We start from the raw sequence: 17,857 nt of genomic DNA on the forward strand, positions 1-17,857 counted from the left end.
CCATGACGACCGTCCGCGCCAGGGTGACGATCCTGGTCTCGTCCGCCGTGCTCAGCCTCGCGGCCGTTACCGGTCCCGCCGTGGCCGCGCCGCTCCCGGACGGGCCCGGTGCGACCGCCGCCCCGGCAGCTCCCAGTGTGCCGCAGCACGTCGACGCGCGCACCAAGAGCACGCAGCCGGTCTACGACTACGCAGGAGCGATCCGCGAGTCGGTGTACGTCGACACGACGATGGACACCGACTCCGACGGCACGAACGACGTGATCGCGGTCGACATCGTCCGGCCGAGCGAACCCGCGCTCACCGGTACGAAGATCCCGGTCATCATGGACGCCTCGCCGTACTACTCCTGCTGCGGACGCGGGAACGAGAACGAGAAGAAGACGTACGACGGCAACGGCGTGATCCGGAAGATGCCGCTGTTCTACGACAACTACTTCGTACCCCGTGGGTACGCGATGGTCGGTGTGGACATCGTCGGCACCGGCCGCTCCACCGGCTGCGGTGACGTCGGCGGCCGCGACGAGATCCAGTCCGTCGTCGACGTGATCGACTGGCTGAACGGACGCAACACCGCGCACACCGCCGACGGGCAGAAGGTGACCGCGTCCTGGACCACCGGCGCGGTTGGCATGATCGGGAAGTCGTACGACGGAACCCTCGCGAACGGCGTCGCGGCGACCGGCGTGAAAGGCCTCAAGACGATCGTGCCGATCTCGGCGATCTCGTCCTGGTACGACTACACCCGTTCCGGCGGCGTCCCGTACTCCGACGACTACATGCCCTGGCTCGGCGGGTACGTCGGCCACGACAGCGCCGCGTGTGACGAGGTCCGCGGACAGCTCGGTGACAACGACGACGACGAGACCGGCGACTACACGGCGTTCTGGGCCGAGCGCGACTACACGAAGAACGCGTCGAAGGTGAAGGCGTCGGTCTTCATGACCCACGGCCTCAGCGACTACAACGTGCAGACCAACCATTTCTCGCAGTGGTGGTCGGCGTTGTCCCGCAACAACGTGCCGCGCAAGCTGTGGCTGGGGCTCGAGGACCACGTGGACCCGTTCGAGTTCCGGCGCGACGAGTGGGTGGACGAACTGCACAAGTGGTTCGACTACTGGCTGCAGGGCCTGCAGAACGGTGTGATGAAGGAGCCGGCGGTCTCGGTCGAGACGTCGCCCGACGTCTGGCGCGACTACAAGACCTGGCCGGCCGTGAACCGTCCGACGGCGGTCCCGCTGACCACCGGCAAGCTGGGGGCCGCGGGCAAGGGTTCGGTGCAGATCACCGACGATCCCGACCTCACCGAGGACGACATCGTCGCGGACCCGTCCCAGGTGATCGCCGGACGGCAGATGTTCCTCTCCGCCCCGTTGAGCGCCGCGATGCGGATCAGCGGTACGTCGTCGGTGACGCTGCGGCTGAAGTCCGACTCGACGACCACCCCGGTGACCGCACGACTGATCGAGTACGGCGACGCGCAACGGTACTCCGGAATTCGGCGTACCGACGAGAGCACGTGTGAGGGCTCGAGCACGGACTACGACGACAGCTGCTACTACACGGTCGAGAAGCAGACCACCCAGAGCGACCACGGCATCGTCAGCCGCGGCTGGATCGACGCCGCCCACAGCAAGTCCCTGTCCGAGCCGACGCCGCTCAAGCCCGGCCAGTGGACCACCGTGAACGTCCCGCTCCGCTCCCAGGACCAGGTCATCCCGAAGGGCCGCATCGTCGGCCTGGCGATCACCCTGTCCGACACCGAGTGGACCTCCCCCAACGACACCGGCGCCACCGTCGACATCGACCTGGCCGGCAGCCAACTCAACATCCCCGCCACCGGCGCCAAACTCACCGCCCCCACCAAGCCCCAGTCCATCGACGTGGACATCACCACCCCCACCCAACGCCCCGACCTCCGAGACCCCAAGAACTAGCCCTTTCCTTCCGCCGAGTCGTGGGGAACGGCTGTGGTTTCGGGACCAGAACCCACGACTCGGCGGGTGGGGTGGTAGCCATTCGCCACGACTCGGCGGGTGGGGTGGGAACCATTCGCCACGACTCGGTGGGGGTTGTGGATAACGGGGCTCGTGGGGTGTGGGGAATCGGGAGAATGGGGGTGTGTTCACGGCGGCGGAGGCTCGGGCGACGGGGATGCCGCGGGGTGTACTGCGTGGCGTGGGGTACCGGCGGGTGCTGGGTTCGGTGTACGTCGACGCGCGGGTGCCGCTGACGACTCGGGTGCGGGCCGAGGCGGCGTTGATGATCACGCCCGGGGCAGTCGTGAGTCACCACACCGCGTTGAGTTTGTGGACCGGTGAGGATCGGGCCGGACGCGTTCACCTGACGGTCGAGCGTGATCCGCATCGGACTCTCCCGCGGGTGAGTGGCCTGCGAGTGCACGAAGTACAGCAGCTCGAACGGGTACTGCGGGACGAGCTGCCACTCACCCCACCCGAGCGGACGTTCCTCGATCTCGCGCCGTACTGCGATCTGACCAAGCTCGTCGCCGCCGGCGATGCCCTGGTACGGCGTACCGATGCGGATCCCGAGCGCCTCGTCGACAGGGCGAAGGCGGCGGTCGGCGTCCGCAGCGTCCGCCTGGCCCGTGAGGCGGCAGTCCTTGTCCGACCCGGGGTGGACTCACCGATGGAGTCACGGCTGCGACTGCTACTCGTACTCGCCGGCCTGCCCGAACCTCAGATCGGTCACGTCGTCCTCGACGCCGACGGTGGCTGGCTGGCGCGGCCGGATCTGTCGTACCCCGAGCTGAAGATCGCGATCGAGTACGACGGGCAGCACCACCTGGTGGACCTCCGCCAATGGCAGCGCGACATCCGCCGCCGCGAGAACCTCGAACGCGAAGGCTGGCTGGTCCGTGTGATCACCGCCCACGACATCCTCCGCGCCCCCGACACCGTGGTGGCCCGCATCTCCCACGACCTCCGCACCCGTCGCACACACCTCGCCGCCTAGCCGAGTCGTGGCGAAAGGTCCGCCACCCCAGCGCCGAGTCGTGAATCCTGGCGGGTGTTCGGCGACCAGAACTCACGACTCGGCGGGTTAGTTGCTTTCGGCTACGAAGTGCATGGGGTCGCCGAAGGCCAGGTCCGTGATGCCGGCGGTGTGGAAGGCGCCGACGAGGAGGGAGCGGCGGTGGGCGGCGAACGTAAGGACGTGGGCGACCATGCCGCCGTACGTGAAGACTCGTGGGGGTTCGCAGGTGGTGTCGACGAAGCTCTCGTCGAAGCGGCCGTCCTCGTTCAACTGGTTGACCAGGGCCACGAAGCGGGCGCCGGCCTCGGCGTGCCGGACGCGGAGTTCGGGGATCGGCGTGACGACCTGCCGGCCGCATTCGGGGACCTGGAAGGGGCGGTCCTCGACCGAGGCCAGCCACATCTCCTCCTGCCAGACCAGGCGGTCGAGCAGGTACCGGATCGAGATGTCGTCGTCGATGCCTTCGACGGACAGTTCGATCGGGCGATCCAGGGTGGCGGCGTCCAGGCGGGCGCCGCGTTCGATCAGTTCACCGGTCAGCCAGACGTGATGCTCGACCATCCTGACAAGTACGTCCATCCCTCTCACCTTTCGTCGGGCCGGCAGCCGTAACCCGGCCGGCGGCTGAAAATGCACTCCACTCGGCGCCGCGAGGAAGAACACCCGCGACGCCTCCCGCCGCCACTCCCGTGGCGGCATTCCGTAAGCCCTGGCGAATGCCCGCGTGAAGGCCTCGTTCGACCCGTACCCGGCCTCGACGGCCACATCGAGTACGGCGACCTGCTCGGCCAGCAACCGGTACGCCGCCCGCTCCAGCAGCACCCGCCGCCGGAACGCGAACGGCGACTCACCGGCCACCGCCCCGATCACCCGGTCGAAGTGGAACCGGGACAGATGCGCGCGCCCGGCGAGGTCGGTGCCGTTCACCGCATCGCACGGCTCGGCCAGTCCCGCCGCCACCGCTCCCACGAACTTCTCGAACACATCCGCCATGTCCACCACTGTGCCCCCACTCGGCCCGCTCCGACTTGATCGAAATTGCGGACCCTCTGCCTGGTTCGCGGAGTACTCCGCAATCTGTAGTAGTGTTCGCCGCGGAACACCGGGAGCGTGACCGGTGCCGGAGGAGGTCTGATGGACACGAGCCAGCTGCTCAAGGGCGTACTCGATCTCGCGGTGCTGGCCGTGCTGCGGGACGCCGACGGCTACGGGTACGACGTCCTGCGCCGGCTGCGCGCCGCGGGCCTCGAGGACGTCGCGGACGCGTCCGTGTACGGCACCCTTCGGCGACTGTTCCAGGCCGGCGCGCTGACGTCGTACGTGCAACCGAGCGAGGAAGGCCCGCACCGGAAGTACTACGGGCTGAACAAGACCGGCCAGGAACTCCTGGCCCGATCCACCAAAACCTGGAATCACTTCGCCGACACCATGTCGGTGCTGCTGGAGGAGGAGGCCGCGTGAACAGCACCGTGACCGGAGCGGTCGGGATCTATCTGGCCCAGGTGCGGGCCGAGCTCAGCGACCTGCCGCCGGGCGAGCTCGCGGACGTGCTGGAGGACGTGAGCGGTCACCTCACCGAGGTGGCGGCCGAGTTCGGCACCGAACCGACCGTCGCCGACCTGCAGGAGCGGCTCGGCACCCCGCGGCAGTACGCCGACCAGTTGCGCACCGCCGCGGGCTACCCGCCCCGTCCCGCGCCGGTCGGCCAGACCCACCCCGACGCGGGCTGGAAGGCGCTGCGCTGGGGACTGGTCTCCGCCACGGTCGGGCCGTTCTTCATCGCGATCGGGATCTTCGCCTGGTCCCGCGACGAGACGACGTTCTTCGGGCTGCTCGGGTTCGGCGTGCTGTTCGTCGCGGCGTTCCTCGGCGTACGGGCGTTGCGCGGGCACGACCCGCGGATCGTCCTGGACACCCCGCGCGGGGCCCGCGGCGCGGAGGCGATCCGCGGCTGGATCGACCAGATCCCGCCACACATCCGGCGCGAACTGGTGACGATCGGCCAGCCGGTCTGGTGGGTCGCGCGCGGCGTGATCGGCGCGGGCGGGTTCTTCGCGCTGTTCGGCGCGGCGTCGGTGACGGTGGTCGCGTCGGTCGCGGGTGCGGCGGTGTCGATCTGGATCGGCCGGAAGACCCAGCAGGACCGGCGCTGGCTGTGGTACGTCGTACCGCTGAACGTCGTCGCGGCGATCGCGGTCCCGGCGTTCCTGGCCGCGGCGTACGCCGGGACGTCGTTCGGGTTCCTGAACAACTACAACGACTACCGCGGGAGCTCGCGCTACAACCCGCCGCCGTCGGGCGGCCTCACGCTGGACGGGGTCGAGGTCACGAACATCTACCCGTTCGATGCCCAGGGCAAGCAGGTCCCGGTCCGGCTGTACGACCAGGACGGCAAGCCGATCGCCCTCGAGCCGCAGGACTGCGCGGCCAACTTCGGCCAGGGCCCGCGCGGCACGACCACGAACCTGTTCCCGCTCGCCGTGGTCACCCCCGACGAGAACGGCGACGCCGGGCCCGAGAACTGCAAGGACACCACCAAGGCCCCGTTCGTCCCGCCGCCGGCCCCGGCGACCTCCAGCCCGACTCGCACGCCGAGCGCCGGTCCGACGACGACCAAGCCTTCGACAACCACGCCGTCGACGACCAGGCCCTCGACCGCGGCGACGACCAAGCCCGGCGTAACGCTCACCGTCGAGCCCACCAGGTGATCGCCTACAGGTGCGCCGCCGCCACCCGGCGGTACCTGTAGCCCAGCCGCTCGTACACGGCGATCGCGGCCGCGTTGTCACCGTTCACCATCAACGCGACCCGGCCGTGCCGCTTGATCAGCTCGGCCGTCACGAACGCGCACACCTGCCGCGACAACCCCTTGCCGCGAGCAACAGGATGCGTCGCCACCCCGGCCAGGAACCCGACCCCGGGCGCACTCCACGCATCCGCCGCGATACTCAGCAGCTCACCCCGATCGCCCGTCACCGCGGCCCACCGACGTACGCCGGGATGCCCGGGCCACGCGTACGACGACGGCGAGGCCTCGGCGAGCAACGCCTCGACGCCGGCGTCCCCGTCCAGCCAGGCGGCCGTCGTGGTGACGTCCGGGAGCTCGGACGCGTCCATCCAGCCGAACGTCGCGGCGAACTCCAGCCCTGGCACCCGCTCCGCCAGGCCGCGGATCAACTCCTCGTCCCCGAACGGACGGTACGACGGCCCGACCTCGGCCAGCACGCTCGTCGTCAACCGCGCCGCGTCGTCGACCGGACCGGCCACCGCGAGCCGATCGTGCTTCGACACATCCGGCGAGGCCACCGCCACCGCGGCGCCCGCACTCCACACGCGCACCCCGGGGCCGAACCCCTGAGCCGCCCAGGCGATCAGCGGATCGCCACCACTCACCAACTCCAGCTGAGCCGGAGCCTCGATCTCACGCACACGCTCAACTTTAGGACAGACCCTGACGCGGCAGCGACCGACCGGGGCTTGCTGGGTGGTGCAGGTCCGGTGCGGATCTGCAGGACATCACAATCCGCGAGCCACGGTGGTGCTGAGCGTGCGTGCGGCGCTCGGAGCGCGATCGTGATGGCCTGGCGGTCCGCCACCGGCCGCGCGCGGTGGCGGTGGCCTGCAGCCGGCGCGCTGGACGGCGCAGGGGGTGAGATGGCGGTGGTCTACTGGTCGGCGCGTTGGACGGCGTACGGCGTGAGGTGGCGGTAGCCGCGGACGGAGACCCGGCGCAGGCGGTGCAGGGCGTAGGCGGGGTGGCCGTCGAGGGCGGCGGCGAGTTCGCGGTCGGCGAGCACCCGGCCGGGTTTGCACTCGGTCGTCAGGCGGGCGGCCAGGTTGACGACCTCGCCGTACACGTCGCCGAGGCGGATCAGGATCGTTCCGTACGCGAGACCGATCCGCAGCTCGGGCAGCTCCTCGTCAGCGCTCACCGCGTCCTGGAGCGCCAGCGCGACCGCGGCACCCTGCGCGGCGGTGTCGGTGACGAACAGCACCTCGTCGCCGATCGACTTGATCACCCGCCCGCCGTTCAACGCGACGACGTCCGCGGCCATGCCCTCGAACCGCTCGATCAGCTCGCCGAGCTCGGCCTCGGTCAGCCGCCGCGTGAGGCGCGTGTAGCTGACGATGTCCGCGAACCCGACGGCGCGCACACCGCGCGCGAGCTCGTCCGAGCCCGCCACCGCCCGTCCGGCGGCCGCCGCGAGGTGCCGGCGCCAGACGTAGGTCTGCAGCCGCTCCATCGCGGGCAGCAGAAGGCCCGCGACCTCGATCGCCTCGTCCGCCGACAGCTTGGTCCCGCCGAGGAAGTCCAGGAACATCGCGGACTGCCACGACGCCAGCCGGGACTGGGTCTGGCCGAGCTTCCGCGCCAGCGAGGACTCCATCTCGGGCTCGATGAACCCGTCGTCCTCGAGCGCCGCGACCAGCCGCAACGCCTCGACGTCGTCGTCGGTGAACGCCACCTCGTCGTCCGGCACCGTCGCGAACCCGAGCGCGTGCCACATCCGCTCGGCGCGCTGGATCGAGATCCCGGCCCGCTCGGACACCTGCACCCGGGTGAACTTCCGCTCGCCACCGAGCAGCGTCTGCTCGAACTCACGCTGCAGCGCGCCCAGATCCACCTGTCCCGCGGCCGGCTGCGCGCCGGCCGGTTCATCGGACGCGTTCACGCCCACATGTCCCCCAGCCGCGTGCGCTGTCGTCCGCGGGCCGGAGGGTCAGGACGTACCACGACGCTCGGCGATGGTGGCGTCGATCGCGTCCCGGAACGCGGGCAGCCGACGCGTCAGGTCGTCGAACTTCTCCCGGGTGAAGTGCAGCAGCTGCAGCCGCGACTTCGCCGTCACGGTTGCCGTCCGCAACGTGTTCTTCCGGACCGCGACCTCACCGGCGATGTCACCGGGCCCGAGCTCGGCGATCTCCTGGCCCTTCTCCCGGACCGCCGCCGTACCGCTGAGGATCAGGTACGCCGCGTCCGGTGGGGTCTGCTCCAGGATCAGCGACCACCCGGCCGGTACCGAGACCTCCTCGCCGGCCTTGAAGATGTCCCGGATGTCGCGTCCGGACAGATCCGCGAACAGCGGCAGGTCCCGTGGGGACGTCCTACCCAGTGCCACGTCGATCCTCCTCGTCGGCACGGTGCCCGCCGGGCCACCCCGGCGATCCGCCGATGTTTCCAGTCGGTAACTCTAGCGGCTCGCGGCCACCCCGGTCACCCGGAGGTCAGCATTCTTCCGTCCTTCGTCCGTTGCCCACTGCACATACCCGTCCGGGCGCACCATGATCCGCGCCGCCGGGAGCTCGCCGTCGCGCGCCGCGTCGAGCAGCACGTGGCGACCGGCATGCAGCCGCCGTGCCACCGTCGTACCGTCGCGCAGCGCGAGGTCCGGCATCCGCTGCCCGACCAACGGGTGATCACCCTCCGCATAGGACAGCCCGAGGCCGGAGATCGCGCCGGCCAAGCGGCGATTCGCCTCCGGTACGCCGAGTAGATCCACGAAGGTCTCGCGCAGGCAGGCGACGTCCTCGTCGGGCACCATCAGCACGCCCTGCGCCCGGGTGTTCGCGAGTACGGCGCTCCCGGCCGGGTGGCGCTCGTCGTGATACGAGTCCAGCAGGTCGTCGTCTGTGTCGCCGCGGATGACCGCGCCGAGCTTCCAACCAAGGTTGAAGGCGTCCTGCAGTCCGAGGTTCATCCCCTGGCCGCCGGTCGGTGAGTGGATGTGCGCCGCATCGCCGGCCACGAACACGCGGCCGACTCGATACCGGTCGGCCTGCCGTGCCGCATCGGTGAAGCGGGAGGCGTATCGAAGCTCGCGCAGTACGACGTGCTCGCCGTACCAGGACTGCAGCGCGGACGCGACCTCCTGGTATGTGACCGGCTGGTCCTTCGGGAGGTTCTGTTGGTCCGGGCCGGTGAAGAGCGCCCGGTGTACGCCGTCCTCGAGCGGGACAATCGTCATCACGGCACCGTCGCGCGGCGCCAGCGACGGCAACTGCCACCCGGGATCCACCCCGGAGATCACGATGTCCGCGACAACCGCGCTGAACCGCCCGTCCCGGCCCGGGAAGCCGATCCCGGTCAGCGCGCGTACTGCACTTCGCGCGCCGTCACAGCCGACGATCCACCCCGCCGAGATCGTCGTACCGTCGGCGAACGTCGCTTCGACGCCGGCGTCGTTCTGCTGCAACTCGGTCAGCTTGAGACCACGTCGTACGACGACCCCGTGCGCGGCCAGGTGATTCTCCAGGTGCTGTTCGATGCGCAGCTGTGGAATGCCCAGCTGGTAAGGGAATCTGGTGTCCAGCGCCGTGTAGTCGAGTGGCACCGGCAGTCCGGCGAAGTGCCCGGCCGGCAGGCGTGGTGCGTCGTCGAGCAGCGCGGTCAGGAGTCCGCGGGAGTGCAGGATCTCGATCGACCTGGGCTGCAACGCCAGCGCCTTCGACTGACCCGACCGCTCGCTCGCCTTGTCGACGAGCACCACGCTCGCGCCGGCCAGGGTCAGCTCCGAAGCCAGCAACAACCCGGTCGGCCCAGCGCCGACGACCAGGACGTCATGCGGCCGGCTCATGCGAGGAGTGCGTTCTTGCGGGAGTAGATCATCATGAAGCTGTAGAGCAGGGCGAACAGCACGATCCACTGGATGGTCGTGACGCCGGGCACGGAGTCGAGCGGCAGCGTATAGGCGATCACCACCCGCACGACCGCGTCGGCGACCAACCCGACACCCCAGACGATCGTGATCAGCCGGATCCCGTGCCGGAACCGCGGCTCGTCGTCCCATCGCCGCGCCCACACCTCGCCGCCACCCTTGCCGCGCTTGGCCTCCGCGATGCCGCGGCCGATCGCCAGCAACAGAGGCTTGCCCAGGGCAACGGTCCCGAGCATCCACAGCCCACACAGCGCCGTGATCACGCCGTCCTTCGCGAGCAGCATCCGCGGACTGTGCATCGCCAGCGACGCGACCGTCCCGACCGCCAGCGCGACGATCATGAACACCGCCATCCAGTCGACCTTGCTTCCGCGAATCACGGCGTACGCGGTCCGCACGACCGGGATCACCGAGCCGGCCAGTGTTGCGCCGACCACTCCGACACCGGCGCGGCGGAGACCGTAGAAGATCAGCAACGGCAGCACGAGATCGATCAGCACGGGGGCCAGCACGGCACCCCACCGCGCCTTCGGCTGCACCTCGGTCGTCATCGCTGGATCCTGGTCGCGCGGCGGAACGTCTCGGCGAGCTCGGTCGCACACAGTTCGGGGTCGGCGCCCGCGATCAGCCGGCCGGCGACGGCGTCGATCGCCGCGCGCACCGTGACCGCCATCAGGACCGGGTCGAACTTGCGGAAGAATCCGGTCCGCTGCCCTTGTTCGAACAGCGCCACCAACCGCGACACCGCCGCGTCGGACTCCTCCGCCGGAACGTGCGCGCCCCCGAACACGATCTGCTGCACCGCCCGCACGTGATCCGGCCGTGCCGCGATGAACTCGACGTTCGACCGGATGTACGCCGCCAACTTGTCGTCCGGCCCGTCCGCCGCCTCGATCGCCGGGCGCATGACGTCGGCCGCATCGCCGGTGATGCGGCGGAGGACCTCCGCGAGCAGCTCGTCCTTGGTCGTGAAGTGGTACGAGATCAGCCGCTTGCTACTCAGCCCGGCGATCTCACAGATCGCCTCGTACGACGTGGCCGCGTAGCCGCGCTCGGCGAGCACGGTGATCGTCGCCGCGACGATCTGGTCCCGCCGGGCCGCCGTACTCCGACTGCGATCGGTGCCCTGTTTTATCCGCATGAGTAAAAGTTACTCACCTGAGTAAAAGACTGTCAAGCGCGACCCGGTCGACCGCACGCCGTTGACCCCCGCCGACCGCCGCGGTTACGGTGACCGGCAATCGATTTCTTCCCGCAGCTCTCTCTGACCACCGCCCTAGGAGACCCTGATGCGGAAACGATGGTTGCTCGTCCTGCCTGCCTTGATCGCGACGGCCGTCGTGCCCGCCGACCGGTCCGCACCCGCCCAGGCGGCGGCCGTGCCGTCTCCGGTGCAACGTGTCGCCAAACTCACCGGTCCGCAGTCGATCAACGACACCGAGACGCGCTTCGGACTGAAGGCGACCGATCTCGGCATCCTGTGGGACAACGGGTCCGGCGAGATCCTCACCGCGTTCGGCGACAGCTACGGCAGCGGATGGACCGGTCCTGGCGGTGGTGCCGGCGATCAGGCGACGATCGACTGGCGGTGCAACCTGCTGTTCCGCAGCACCGACCGCTCACTGGCCGACGGGATGGCTCTCGATTCGGCCGCCGAGGACCGGCCCGGTCACGCCAAGGAGTTCCTGCCCTGCAAGAAGATCGACCGCGACGAGCACACCGTGATCCCGACCGCGGGGATCTCGGTCGGCAAACGCCAATACGTGCAGTACATGTCGGTCAACTACTGGGGACCGGCCGGCAGTTGGTTCACGAACTACTCCGGCTTCGCCTACTCCGACGACAACGGAGAGAACTGGACGAAGGATCCGAACGCGCGGTGGCAGAACACCAGGGCCTGGGACGACAACTTCCAGATGACGGCGCTCGCCAAGGACAAGGGCTACGTCTACATGGTCGGTACGCCGAACGGCCGCTTCGGCAACGCCCAGCTCGCGAGGGTCCCGGAACAGCAGGTCCTGCACAAGAAGGCCTGGCGGTACTGGGACGGCCGCACCTGGTCACCGCAGGAGACCGCCGCCGCACCGATCGCGGCCGGTCCGGTCGGCGAGGTTTCGGTGCAGTGGAACGCCTACACCGGCAAGTGGCTGATGATGTATCTCGACGAGCACCGCGCCGCGATCGTGCTGCGATCGGCCAAGGACCTCACCGGTCCCTGGAGCGGCGAGCAGATCGTTGTCAAAGGCACCGACTACCCAGGCCTCTACGGATCCTTCATGCACCCGTGGTCGTCAGGACCGGACCTCTACTTCACGATGGCGCAATGGGACCCGTACAACGTGTTCCTGATGCACACGAAGCTCACCGACGACGCCCAGCCGACGAACCTGATCAGCGACCCCGGCTTCGAGGCCCAGACCAGCGGTACGCCGTCCGCGCCCTGGCAACTGAGTGGCACCGGCGGCATCGACCGCACCGACCTCGGACACAGCGGCACGAACAACGCCTTCGTCCGCGACTCGATCGGCACCCACCAGCTCCAGCAGACCGTCGCCGTACGGCCCGGCCACCGCTATCGGCTGTCCGCCTGGATCCGCACCGCGGACAACACGTCCGAAACCATGCTCGGCGTCCGGACGCTCCGTGGACAGCCGATTGCGCAACAGTCCGGCGGCGCGCATCCGCAGTACACGCAGGTCAGTGTCGACTTCGATTCCGGCAAGCAATCGCTCGTCCAGGTGTACGGCGGGTTGTTCGGGCACGGACAGGATGTTTGGCTGCAACTCGATGACGTGATGCTGGAGGAGGTCCGATGAAGCGACTGCTACTGGCCCTGCTGATCATCGCGAGCGCCCTGATCGCGACGCCCGCCCAAGCCGCCACCGGTCAGCTGTTGCGCGATGACACCGGTCTCTACCCACGCGCGATCCGCCTCGAGCACAGCGGTACGGCGAACGGGCGCGTACTCGCGAGCGTGGTGACCTTCAACGGCAACAACGGTCTCGGCGCGATCTACGAGAGCACCACCAACGGCTCCAGCTTCACCCAGGTCGGAACCGTCGCGGACCCGCAAGCCTCGGCAGGCAAGGGCCTGTGCTGCGCGACCCTGTTCGAGCTCCCGCAAGCAGTCGGCGCCCTACCGGCCGGCACGCTCCTCTGGGCCGCGTCGGTCGGCGCCGACGCGCGCCCGATGTCCCTCCGGATCTGGAAGAGCAACGACATCGGCCGCACCTGGAGCTACCTTTCCAACTGCGCGACCACGACCACCACGAAGGGACTCTGGGAGCCTGAGTTCTCGGTCTCGGCCGACGGCCATCTCGTCTGTCACTACTCCGACGAGACCGATCCCGCCCACAGCCAGAAGCTGATGGAGGTCCGCAGTACCGACGGTGTCACCTGGACGGACCCGTTGCCGACCGTCTCCAGCCCGACGTTCGGGCATCGGCCGGGCATGCCCGTCGTACGGCGGCTGCCGAGCGGGACGTACGTGATGTCGTACGAGATCTGCGGTCTCGGCGGGCAGTACGACTGCGCGGTGCACACGCGCCAGTCGGCCGACGGCTGGAACTGGGGCTCGCCGTCCGACCTCGGTGTCCGAGCCCAGACCGTCGACGGCAAGTACTTCACCCATGCCCCCACCATCGCGCTGGCACCGAACGGGAAGCTGCTGCTGATCGGCCAGATCCTGCAGAACGCCGACGGATCCGTCGCCACCGACAACGGCCGCACGATCCTCACCAACACCGAGGGCGGGAACGGCAACTGGTACGAGCTGCCCGCGCCGGTCGCGGTCAACAACCCGTACAACAACTACTGCCCGAACTACAGCTCGCCGATGGTCGTCTCACCCGACGGCGCCGCCGTTCTCGAGCTCGCCTCCGACTACGACGGCACGGTCTGCAAGACGTACTTCGCCACCGGGTCGGCCCAAGGTACGCAGGACGCCGCAGGCCTGACGAATGCGACGTACCGCTTGGTCAGTGCGCAGAGCGGGAACTGTCTGGACGTCTCCGCGGACTCCCGGGACCCGGGCGGCAACATCCAGCAGTGGACCTGCAACAACCTCGGCCCGCAGGCCTTCCAGCTCACGTCCGAGGGGAACGGCTACTTCCGGTTCCGCGGTCAGAACAGCCAGCTCTGCATGGAAGTCGCGAGCAACTCTTCCACGCCCGGCGCGAACGTCCAGCAATGGACCTGCCAGGACGGCGGCTGGCAGCGCTGGAAGGCGGTGAACGTCGGGCGCGGGTACTACACATTCGTCGGCCAGAACAGCAACCTCTGCCTCGACGTCGCCGGCGGCTCGACCGCTCCCGGCGCCAACGTGCAGGTCTGGACCTGCAACAACCTCCAACCCCAGATCTGGCGGCTGGAGCCCCGCTAGGCGGCGCCGCGCCGCCGGCGGGTCCTTCGGGGACCGGTCCGGCGGCGTACCGGCCGGCGAGGTCCGACCAGGCGTGGACCGGCGAGCCGGTCCTCGAGGCGGCGGGCCTCGCGGCGGATCGGCTGGGCGACGTACTCACCGAGGATCAGGCCGGAGGCGATCGCGATCGCGATCGACAAGGCGGTGGCGAGGCTGACGATGCCGAAGATGTTGCCGCGGCTCATCAGTTCGTAGAGCCCGCGGTAGATGGTCAGCCCGGGTAGCAGCGGGATCGAACCGGAGACCACCACGATCAGCGGCGGGACGCCGGTCCGGCGGCCGAGCGAGTAGCTGCCGATGCCGACCACGAACGCCGCCGCCGCGGTGGACCAGGCCGGTCCGAAGTCGGCGCGGTTCATCATCGTGAAGACCAGCGAGCCCAGCGCACCAAGGACGGCGACCGGCAGCAGCGCCCGCAGCGGCGCGTACGACGCATACGCGAACGCCACCGCCATCACCGCGCCGGAGCCGACCATGATCGGGAGGTTCGACAACTGGACCGTCTGCGCCTCGATGCCGACGTTCAGCCCGAGCTTCAGTCCGATCGCGAGACCGAGCGAGACGCCGGCGATGATCCCGCCGGTGAGCAGCATCGCCTCGAGCGTCCGGGCCGCGGCCGTCACGTAGTACCCGGTGATCGCGTCCTGGACGGCACCGGTGAGGGCGATCCCGGCCAGCAGCATGATGATGCCGGCCGCAACGACGAGTGACGGTTTCACCGGCGCGTGGACGGCGTACAGGACGAGCGCGACGGCGGTGGCCACGAAGGCGCCCGCGACCTGCTGATAGAACGCGGGCAGCCGCTGCCGGTTGAACCAGCGGTTGTTCAGGTCGATCACGACCGCGGTGACGACCGCCACCGCCGTGATCAGCCAGCCGCCGCCGAGCAGCAGCGTCGCGCCACCGGCCATCACGCCCCAGGCGAGCACCGCACTCCACCGCGGGTACGGCGGGCCCGCGGACGTCAGCCGGGCCAGCTCGCGGGATGCCTCGTCACGCGTCACGTCACCGCGGGCGAACCGGCGTACCAGGCGGTCGACGTCGGTCAGCCGGGAGAAGTCCTGCGAGCGGTACCGGACCAGGCGGATGTGGGTCTCGGGCGCAACGTCCGGCGCCTCCTGGTACGAGACCGCCATCGAGGTGAAGGTGATGTCGACCTCGCAGCCGCGCAGTCCGCCGGCCGCGGTGACACCGAGGATCGTCGCGGTCGCGTCCGCCGTACCGGCGCCGCTGGACAGCAGCACCTCACCGACCCGCAACGCCAGGTCGATGGTGGCGTAGACCTCCCGCTGCTCGTCAGGCTCCATCTACTCTTCGAGCAGGCGATGGGCCATCGCCAGGTCGGTGATCAGGATGTTCACCCAGCCGCCGAGCAGCGCGGCGCGGATCGCGGAGTGTTTGCGGTCGCCGCCGGCGACCCCGATCCGGCGCGGCACCGCCAGCAGTTCCTTCGCGGTCACCCCGATGACCCGCTGGTCGAACGTCGAGCGCACTAGCTTTCCCTCTTCGTCGAAGAACCGGAAACACACGTCCCCGACGGCACCGAGCCGGCGCAGTTCGTCCTGGTCCGCCTCCGCGACCGCGTTCCCACTGCGCTGCAGCAGCGGCGAGGGCTCCAGGCTGCCGATCCCGACCAGGGCGTCGGTGAGTTGTCCCCAGGTGCCCAGAACGTCGCGAACGGACACGTCGTTCATCATTGCCCGCCGGACACCCGGCGTCCCGACCAGACCGGGCGCGGGCAGGTAGACCGGCATTCCGCCGGTCAACTCGGCGAACCGCGCGGTCAGCCGGGTGGCCTGCATCTGCACCGCGGCGTCACCCAGACCGCCGACGATCTGGACCACCTTGTCGACCACCGGCACGCTCTTGCGCGGCATCCGGTCGACGGCGCTGATCAGCGTCTCGCTCCAGGACGAGATCCCGATCACGTGCCCGCCGGTGAGCGTCATGTCCAGGTACGCCGCCGCGCCCGAACCGAGCGCCGGCAGCACCTCGTCACCGATCCCGGCGGTGTCGACGACCACCGCGTCGCGCAACCCGTACTTGCCCTGCAGTTCGTCCTCGAGATCGCTGTGCACACCGCTCGGCATGGTCACCACGGTGTGCACGATGCCGACCTCGACGGCCTGCTTGAGCATCCGGGAGACCCGGGCCTGGGACAGGTTCAGCTCGGCGGCGATCTGCGGCTGCCGGATACCCTTCTCGTGGTACATCCGGGCCACCTTCGCGAGCAGCCGCAGCTCGTCCAGCCCGGGCTGGCGCACCGCGCGGTTGCTGTTCACCGGCTCCCCCTTCACGAGAACGATCAGACTGGACTATAGGCAGATGTAGACCCGCGGCGCGCCACCCGCGTCAGGCAGCGGACTGCCCGGCGTGTCCCGTACGCCGCTCGCGACCACCGAGCCGTTCCGCGGGTCGACGATCGTGTAGCTCAGCGGGACGCTGTCGTCGAAGACCATCACCGGCCCGCCGGTGTCGCGGTACACGATCAGCATCCCGTTCGCCCCGCGCAGCGCGCGGCCGGAGATCACCCGGGTCCAGTCCGGAACCATGTCGGTGGTCGGCAGACCGGCGAGGATCTTCCCGAGCAGTCCGACGTACGTGGATCCCTCGAAGCCGACCGCCTCGCGCCAGCCCGCGCCCGGCGCGAGGAAGAACTCCGAGTGCCCCGGCTCATCCGCGTGCAGGCGCCACTGCCACAGACTGCCCGCGCCGTAGACGACCCCCATCGTCCCGCCCGCGCACAGGTTGCTCCACGCCTCGTGCCCCTGCCACCAGCCCTCCGCCACCCCGGTCCGGCCGGTGTGCTCGTACGTCGGTTCGCCGTTCGCGACCGCCTTCACGGGCTGGTTGCGCCACATGTCCGCGACCCGCTCGGGCACGTGCTCGCCGGTGTGCCCGGTCTGGCACCACTGGAAGTCGAGCCAGTCCGCGTCCTGGTGAGCCGCCGGCCGGATGTGCGGCCGGTAGTGGATGCCCGTCGGCTGCTCGTAGCAGTCCGCCGCCTGGACCTCCGCTCCACCCGCTGCGATCTGTGGCTCGGTGCCCGTGCCGTCGGCTCCGACCAGGTAGATCGCGGGCTGAGCGCCGTACCGCGCGACGAGGTAGCGGCAGTAGGCGGCGTACTCGTCGGGAGGGACAACCGTGCCGGCCACGTCCAGGCCCTTCCAGCCGAAGCCGTGGAAGACCGGCTGGAGAACCGGGACGATGCCGTGGTCGACGAGGATCCGGAGCAGTACGTCGAGGTACCGGAAGTACTCGATGTTCATCTGGTTGAGGTGGCCGTCCGGCAGGTCCTCGAAGGCCACGCCGAAGCCCTCGTCCTGCGTCCGGTCGCGGGGACCGACGGCGCGCATGTCGGGCTGCACCGACATCAGCAGGACCGCGTTGAAGCCCTTGGCCTGACGGTCGGCGGCGTACTCACGCACCTGGTCGGGCGTGGCACGCCACGGCAGCGCCCAGGCGGTGTCGGCCACCAGCACCGCGGGTGTGCCGTCCGCGTGCACCAGGCTGCGGCGGCCGGGTGACATCCGCCAGAACCCGTGCCGGTAGAAGGGGTTGGATTCGTCAGCCGGACCGTCCGCGACCTGCAGCTCACCACCCGGCCAGGTCCACCGGCCGGGTAGTGGCGCGGCGAAGCGGACCTTCGAGTCCTCGCCACCATCGGCGAACGTCGGGCGCCGCAGCACGAGACCGCTCTCGTGGGTGAACTCGACCCAGTCGGTCGTCGCGGACAGCTCGATCTCCCGCCAGACGGATGAGATGGACATGACACTCCCGGGTC

16 protein-coding genes are annotated in these 17,857 nt (G+C 69.6%); 6 read left to right on the top strand and 10 right to left on the bottom strand.

The window, feature by feature from the left end; genetic code table 11:
- Positions 1-2 precede the first annotated feature (2 nt).
- Both ACFYRH_RS03485 and ACFYRH_RS03490 read left to right on the top strand, forming a co-directional pair.
- The gene (locus tag ACFYRH_RS03485) at positions 3-1,937 is read left to right on the top strand and encodes a Xaa-Pro dipeptidyl-peptidase (protein ID WP_387767414.1); all 1,935 of its coding nucleotides are present in this window, start codon (positions 3-5) and stop codon (positions 1,935-1,937) included.
- 184 nt (positions 1,938-2,121) lie between these two features.
- Positions 2,122-2,976: a DUF559 domain-containing protein gene (locus ACFYRH_RS03490; protein ID WP_387767417.1), complete on the top strand. Its 855-nt coding sequence runs from the start codon at positions 2,122-2,124 to the stop codon at positions 2,974-2,976.
- Between the two features lie 87 nt (positions 2,977-3,063).
- Here ACFYRH_RS03490 and ACFYRH_RS03495 read toward each other — a convergent pair whose 3' ends face one another.
- Positions 3,064-3,990: a helix-turn-helix domain-containing protein gene (locus ACFYRH_RS03495; RefSeq protein WP_387767420.1), complete on the bottom strand. Its 927-nt coding sequence runs from the start codon at positions 3,988-3,990 to the stop codon at positions 3,064-3,066.
- A 141-nt stretch (positions 3,991-4,131) separates the two neighbouring features.
- On the opposite strand from ACFYRH_RS03495, the gene ACFYRH_RS03500 reads away from it, so the two are divergent.
- Together ACFYRH_RS03500 and ACFYRH_RS03505 are read left to right on the top strand one after the other, a co-directional pair.
- On the top strand, positions 4,132-4,458 hold the full coding sequence (locus ACFYRH_RS03500; RefSeq protein ID WP_387767423.1) for a PadR family transcriptional regulator: 327 nt from the start codon (positions 4,132-4,134) through the stop codon (positions 4,456-4,458).
- The gene (locus ACFYRH_RS03505; protein WP_387767426.1) at positions 4,455-5,705 is read left to right on the top strand and encodes a DUF1700 domain-containing protein; all 1,251 of its coding nucleotides are present in this window, start codon (positions 4,455-4,457) and stop codon (positions 5,703-5,705) included. Before ACFYRH_RS03500 ends, ACFYRH_RS03505 begins: the two co-directional genes overlap by 4 nt.
- 4 nt (positions 5,706-5,709) lie before the next feature.
- On the opposite strand, the gene ACFYRH_RS03510 is transcribed toward ACFYRH_RS03505, so the two are convergent.
- The 6 genes from ACFYRH_RS03510 to ACFYRH_RS03535 all read right to left on the bottom strand — a co-directional run bounded on the left by ACFYRH_RS03510 (position 5,710) and on the right by ACFYRH_RS03535 (position 10,794).
- Positions 5,710-6,426, bottom strand: a complete 717-nt coding sequence (locus ACFYRH_RS03510; RefSeq protein WP_387767429.1) for a GNAT family N-acetyltransferase — start codon at positions 6,424-6,426, stop codon at positions 5,710-5,712.
- A gap of 236 nt (positions 6,427-6,662) precedes the next feature.
- Positions 6,663-7,670 (bottom strand): adenylate/guanylate cyclase domain-containing protein, encoded by a 1,008-nt coding sequence (locus ACFYRH_RS03515; protein WP_387767432.1) that lies wholly within the window; start codon positions 7,668-7,670, stop codon positions 6,663-6,665.
- 48 nt (positions 7,671-7,718) lie between these two features.
- Positions 7,719-8,117, bottom strand: coding sequence for a cyclic nucleotide-binding domain-containing protein (locus ACFYRH_RS03520; protein ID WP_387767435.1), 399 nt, complete (start codon positions 8,115-8,117; stop codon positions 7,719-7,721).
- Positions 8,118-8,189: 72 nt separating this feature from the next.
- Positions 8,190-9,572, bottom strand: coding sequence for an FAD-dependent monooxygenase (locus ACFYRH_RS03525; protein ID WP_387767438.1), 1,383 nt, complete (start codon positions 9,570-9,572; stop codon positions 8,190-8,192).
- On the bottom strand, positions 9,569-10,204 hold the full coding sequence (locus ACFYRH_RS03530; protein ID WP_387767440.1) for a VC0807 family protein: 636 nt from the start codon (positions 10,202-10,204) through the stop codon (positions 9,569-9,571). Before ACFYRH_RS03530 ends, ACFYRH_RS03525 begins: the two co-directional genes overlap by 4 nt.
- A complete protein-coding gene (locus ACFYRH_RS03535) occupies positions 10,201-10,794 on the bottom strand; it encodes a TetR/AcrR family transcriptional regulator (RefSeq protein WP_387767443.1) in 594 nt (197 codons plus the stop codon). The genes ACFYRH_RS03530 and ACFYRH_RS03535 overlap by 4 nt, the downstream gene beginning before the upstream one ends.
- A 148-nt stretch (positions 10,795-10,942) precedes the next feature.
- On the opposite strand from ACFYRH_RS03535, the gene ACFYRH_RS03540 reads away from it, so the two are divergent.
- Both ACFYRH_RS03540 and ACFYRH_RS03545 read left to right on the top strand, forming a co-directional pair.
- Positions 10,943-12,469 (top strand): DUF4185 domain-containing protein, encoded by a 1,527-nt coding sequence (locus ACFYRH_RS03540; RefSeq protein ID WP_387767446.1) that lies wholly within the window; start codon positions 10,943-10,945, stop codon positions 12,467-12,469.
- The gene (locus ACFYRH_RS03545) at positions 12,466-14,034 is read left to right on the top strand and encodes an RICIN domain-containing protein (protein ID WP_387767449.1); all 1,569 of its coding nucleotides are present in this window, start codon (positions 12,466-12,468) and stop codon (positions 14,032-14,034) included. The genes ACFYRH_RS03540 and ACFYRH_RS03545 overlap by 4 nt, the downstream gene beginning before the upstream one ends.
- Here ACFYRH_RS03545 and ACFYRH_RS03550 read toward each other — a convergent pair.
- From ACFYRH_RS03550 to ACFYRH_RS03560, 3 genes are read right to left on the bottom strand one after another with little or no spacing between them, the layout of a single operon-like run.
- Positions 14,031-15,380 (bottom strand): threonine/serine exporter ThrE family protein, encoded by a 1,350-nt coding sequence (locus tag ACFYRH_RS03550; protein WP_387767452.1) that lies wholly within the window; start codon positions 15,378-15,380, stop codon positions 14,031-14,033. The genes ACFYRH_RS03545 and ACFYRH_RS03550 overlap by 4 nt on opposite strands.
- Positions 15,381-16,355, bottom strand: coding sequence for a sugar-binding transcriptional regulator (locus ACFYRH_RS03555; RefSeq protein WP_387767455.1), 975 nt, complete (start codon positions 16,353-16,355; stop codon positions 15,381-15,383).
- Between the two features lie 33 nt (positions 16,356-16,388).
- Positions 16,389-17,843, bottom strand: coding sequence for a DUF4038 domain-containing protein (locus ACFYRH_RS03560; RefSeq protein ID WP_387767458.1), 1,455 nt, complete (start codon positions 17,841-17,843; stop codon positions 16,389-16,391).
- Positions 17,844-17,857 lie beyond the last annotated feature (14 nt).

The sequence above is a fragment of the Kribbella sp. NPDC004875 genome (assembly GCF_042873375.1).
Classification (GTDB): Bacteria; Actinomycetota; Actinomycetes; order Propionibacteriales; family Kribbellaceae; genus Kribbella.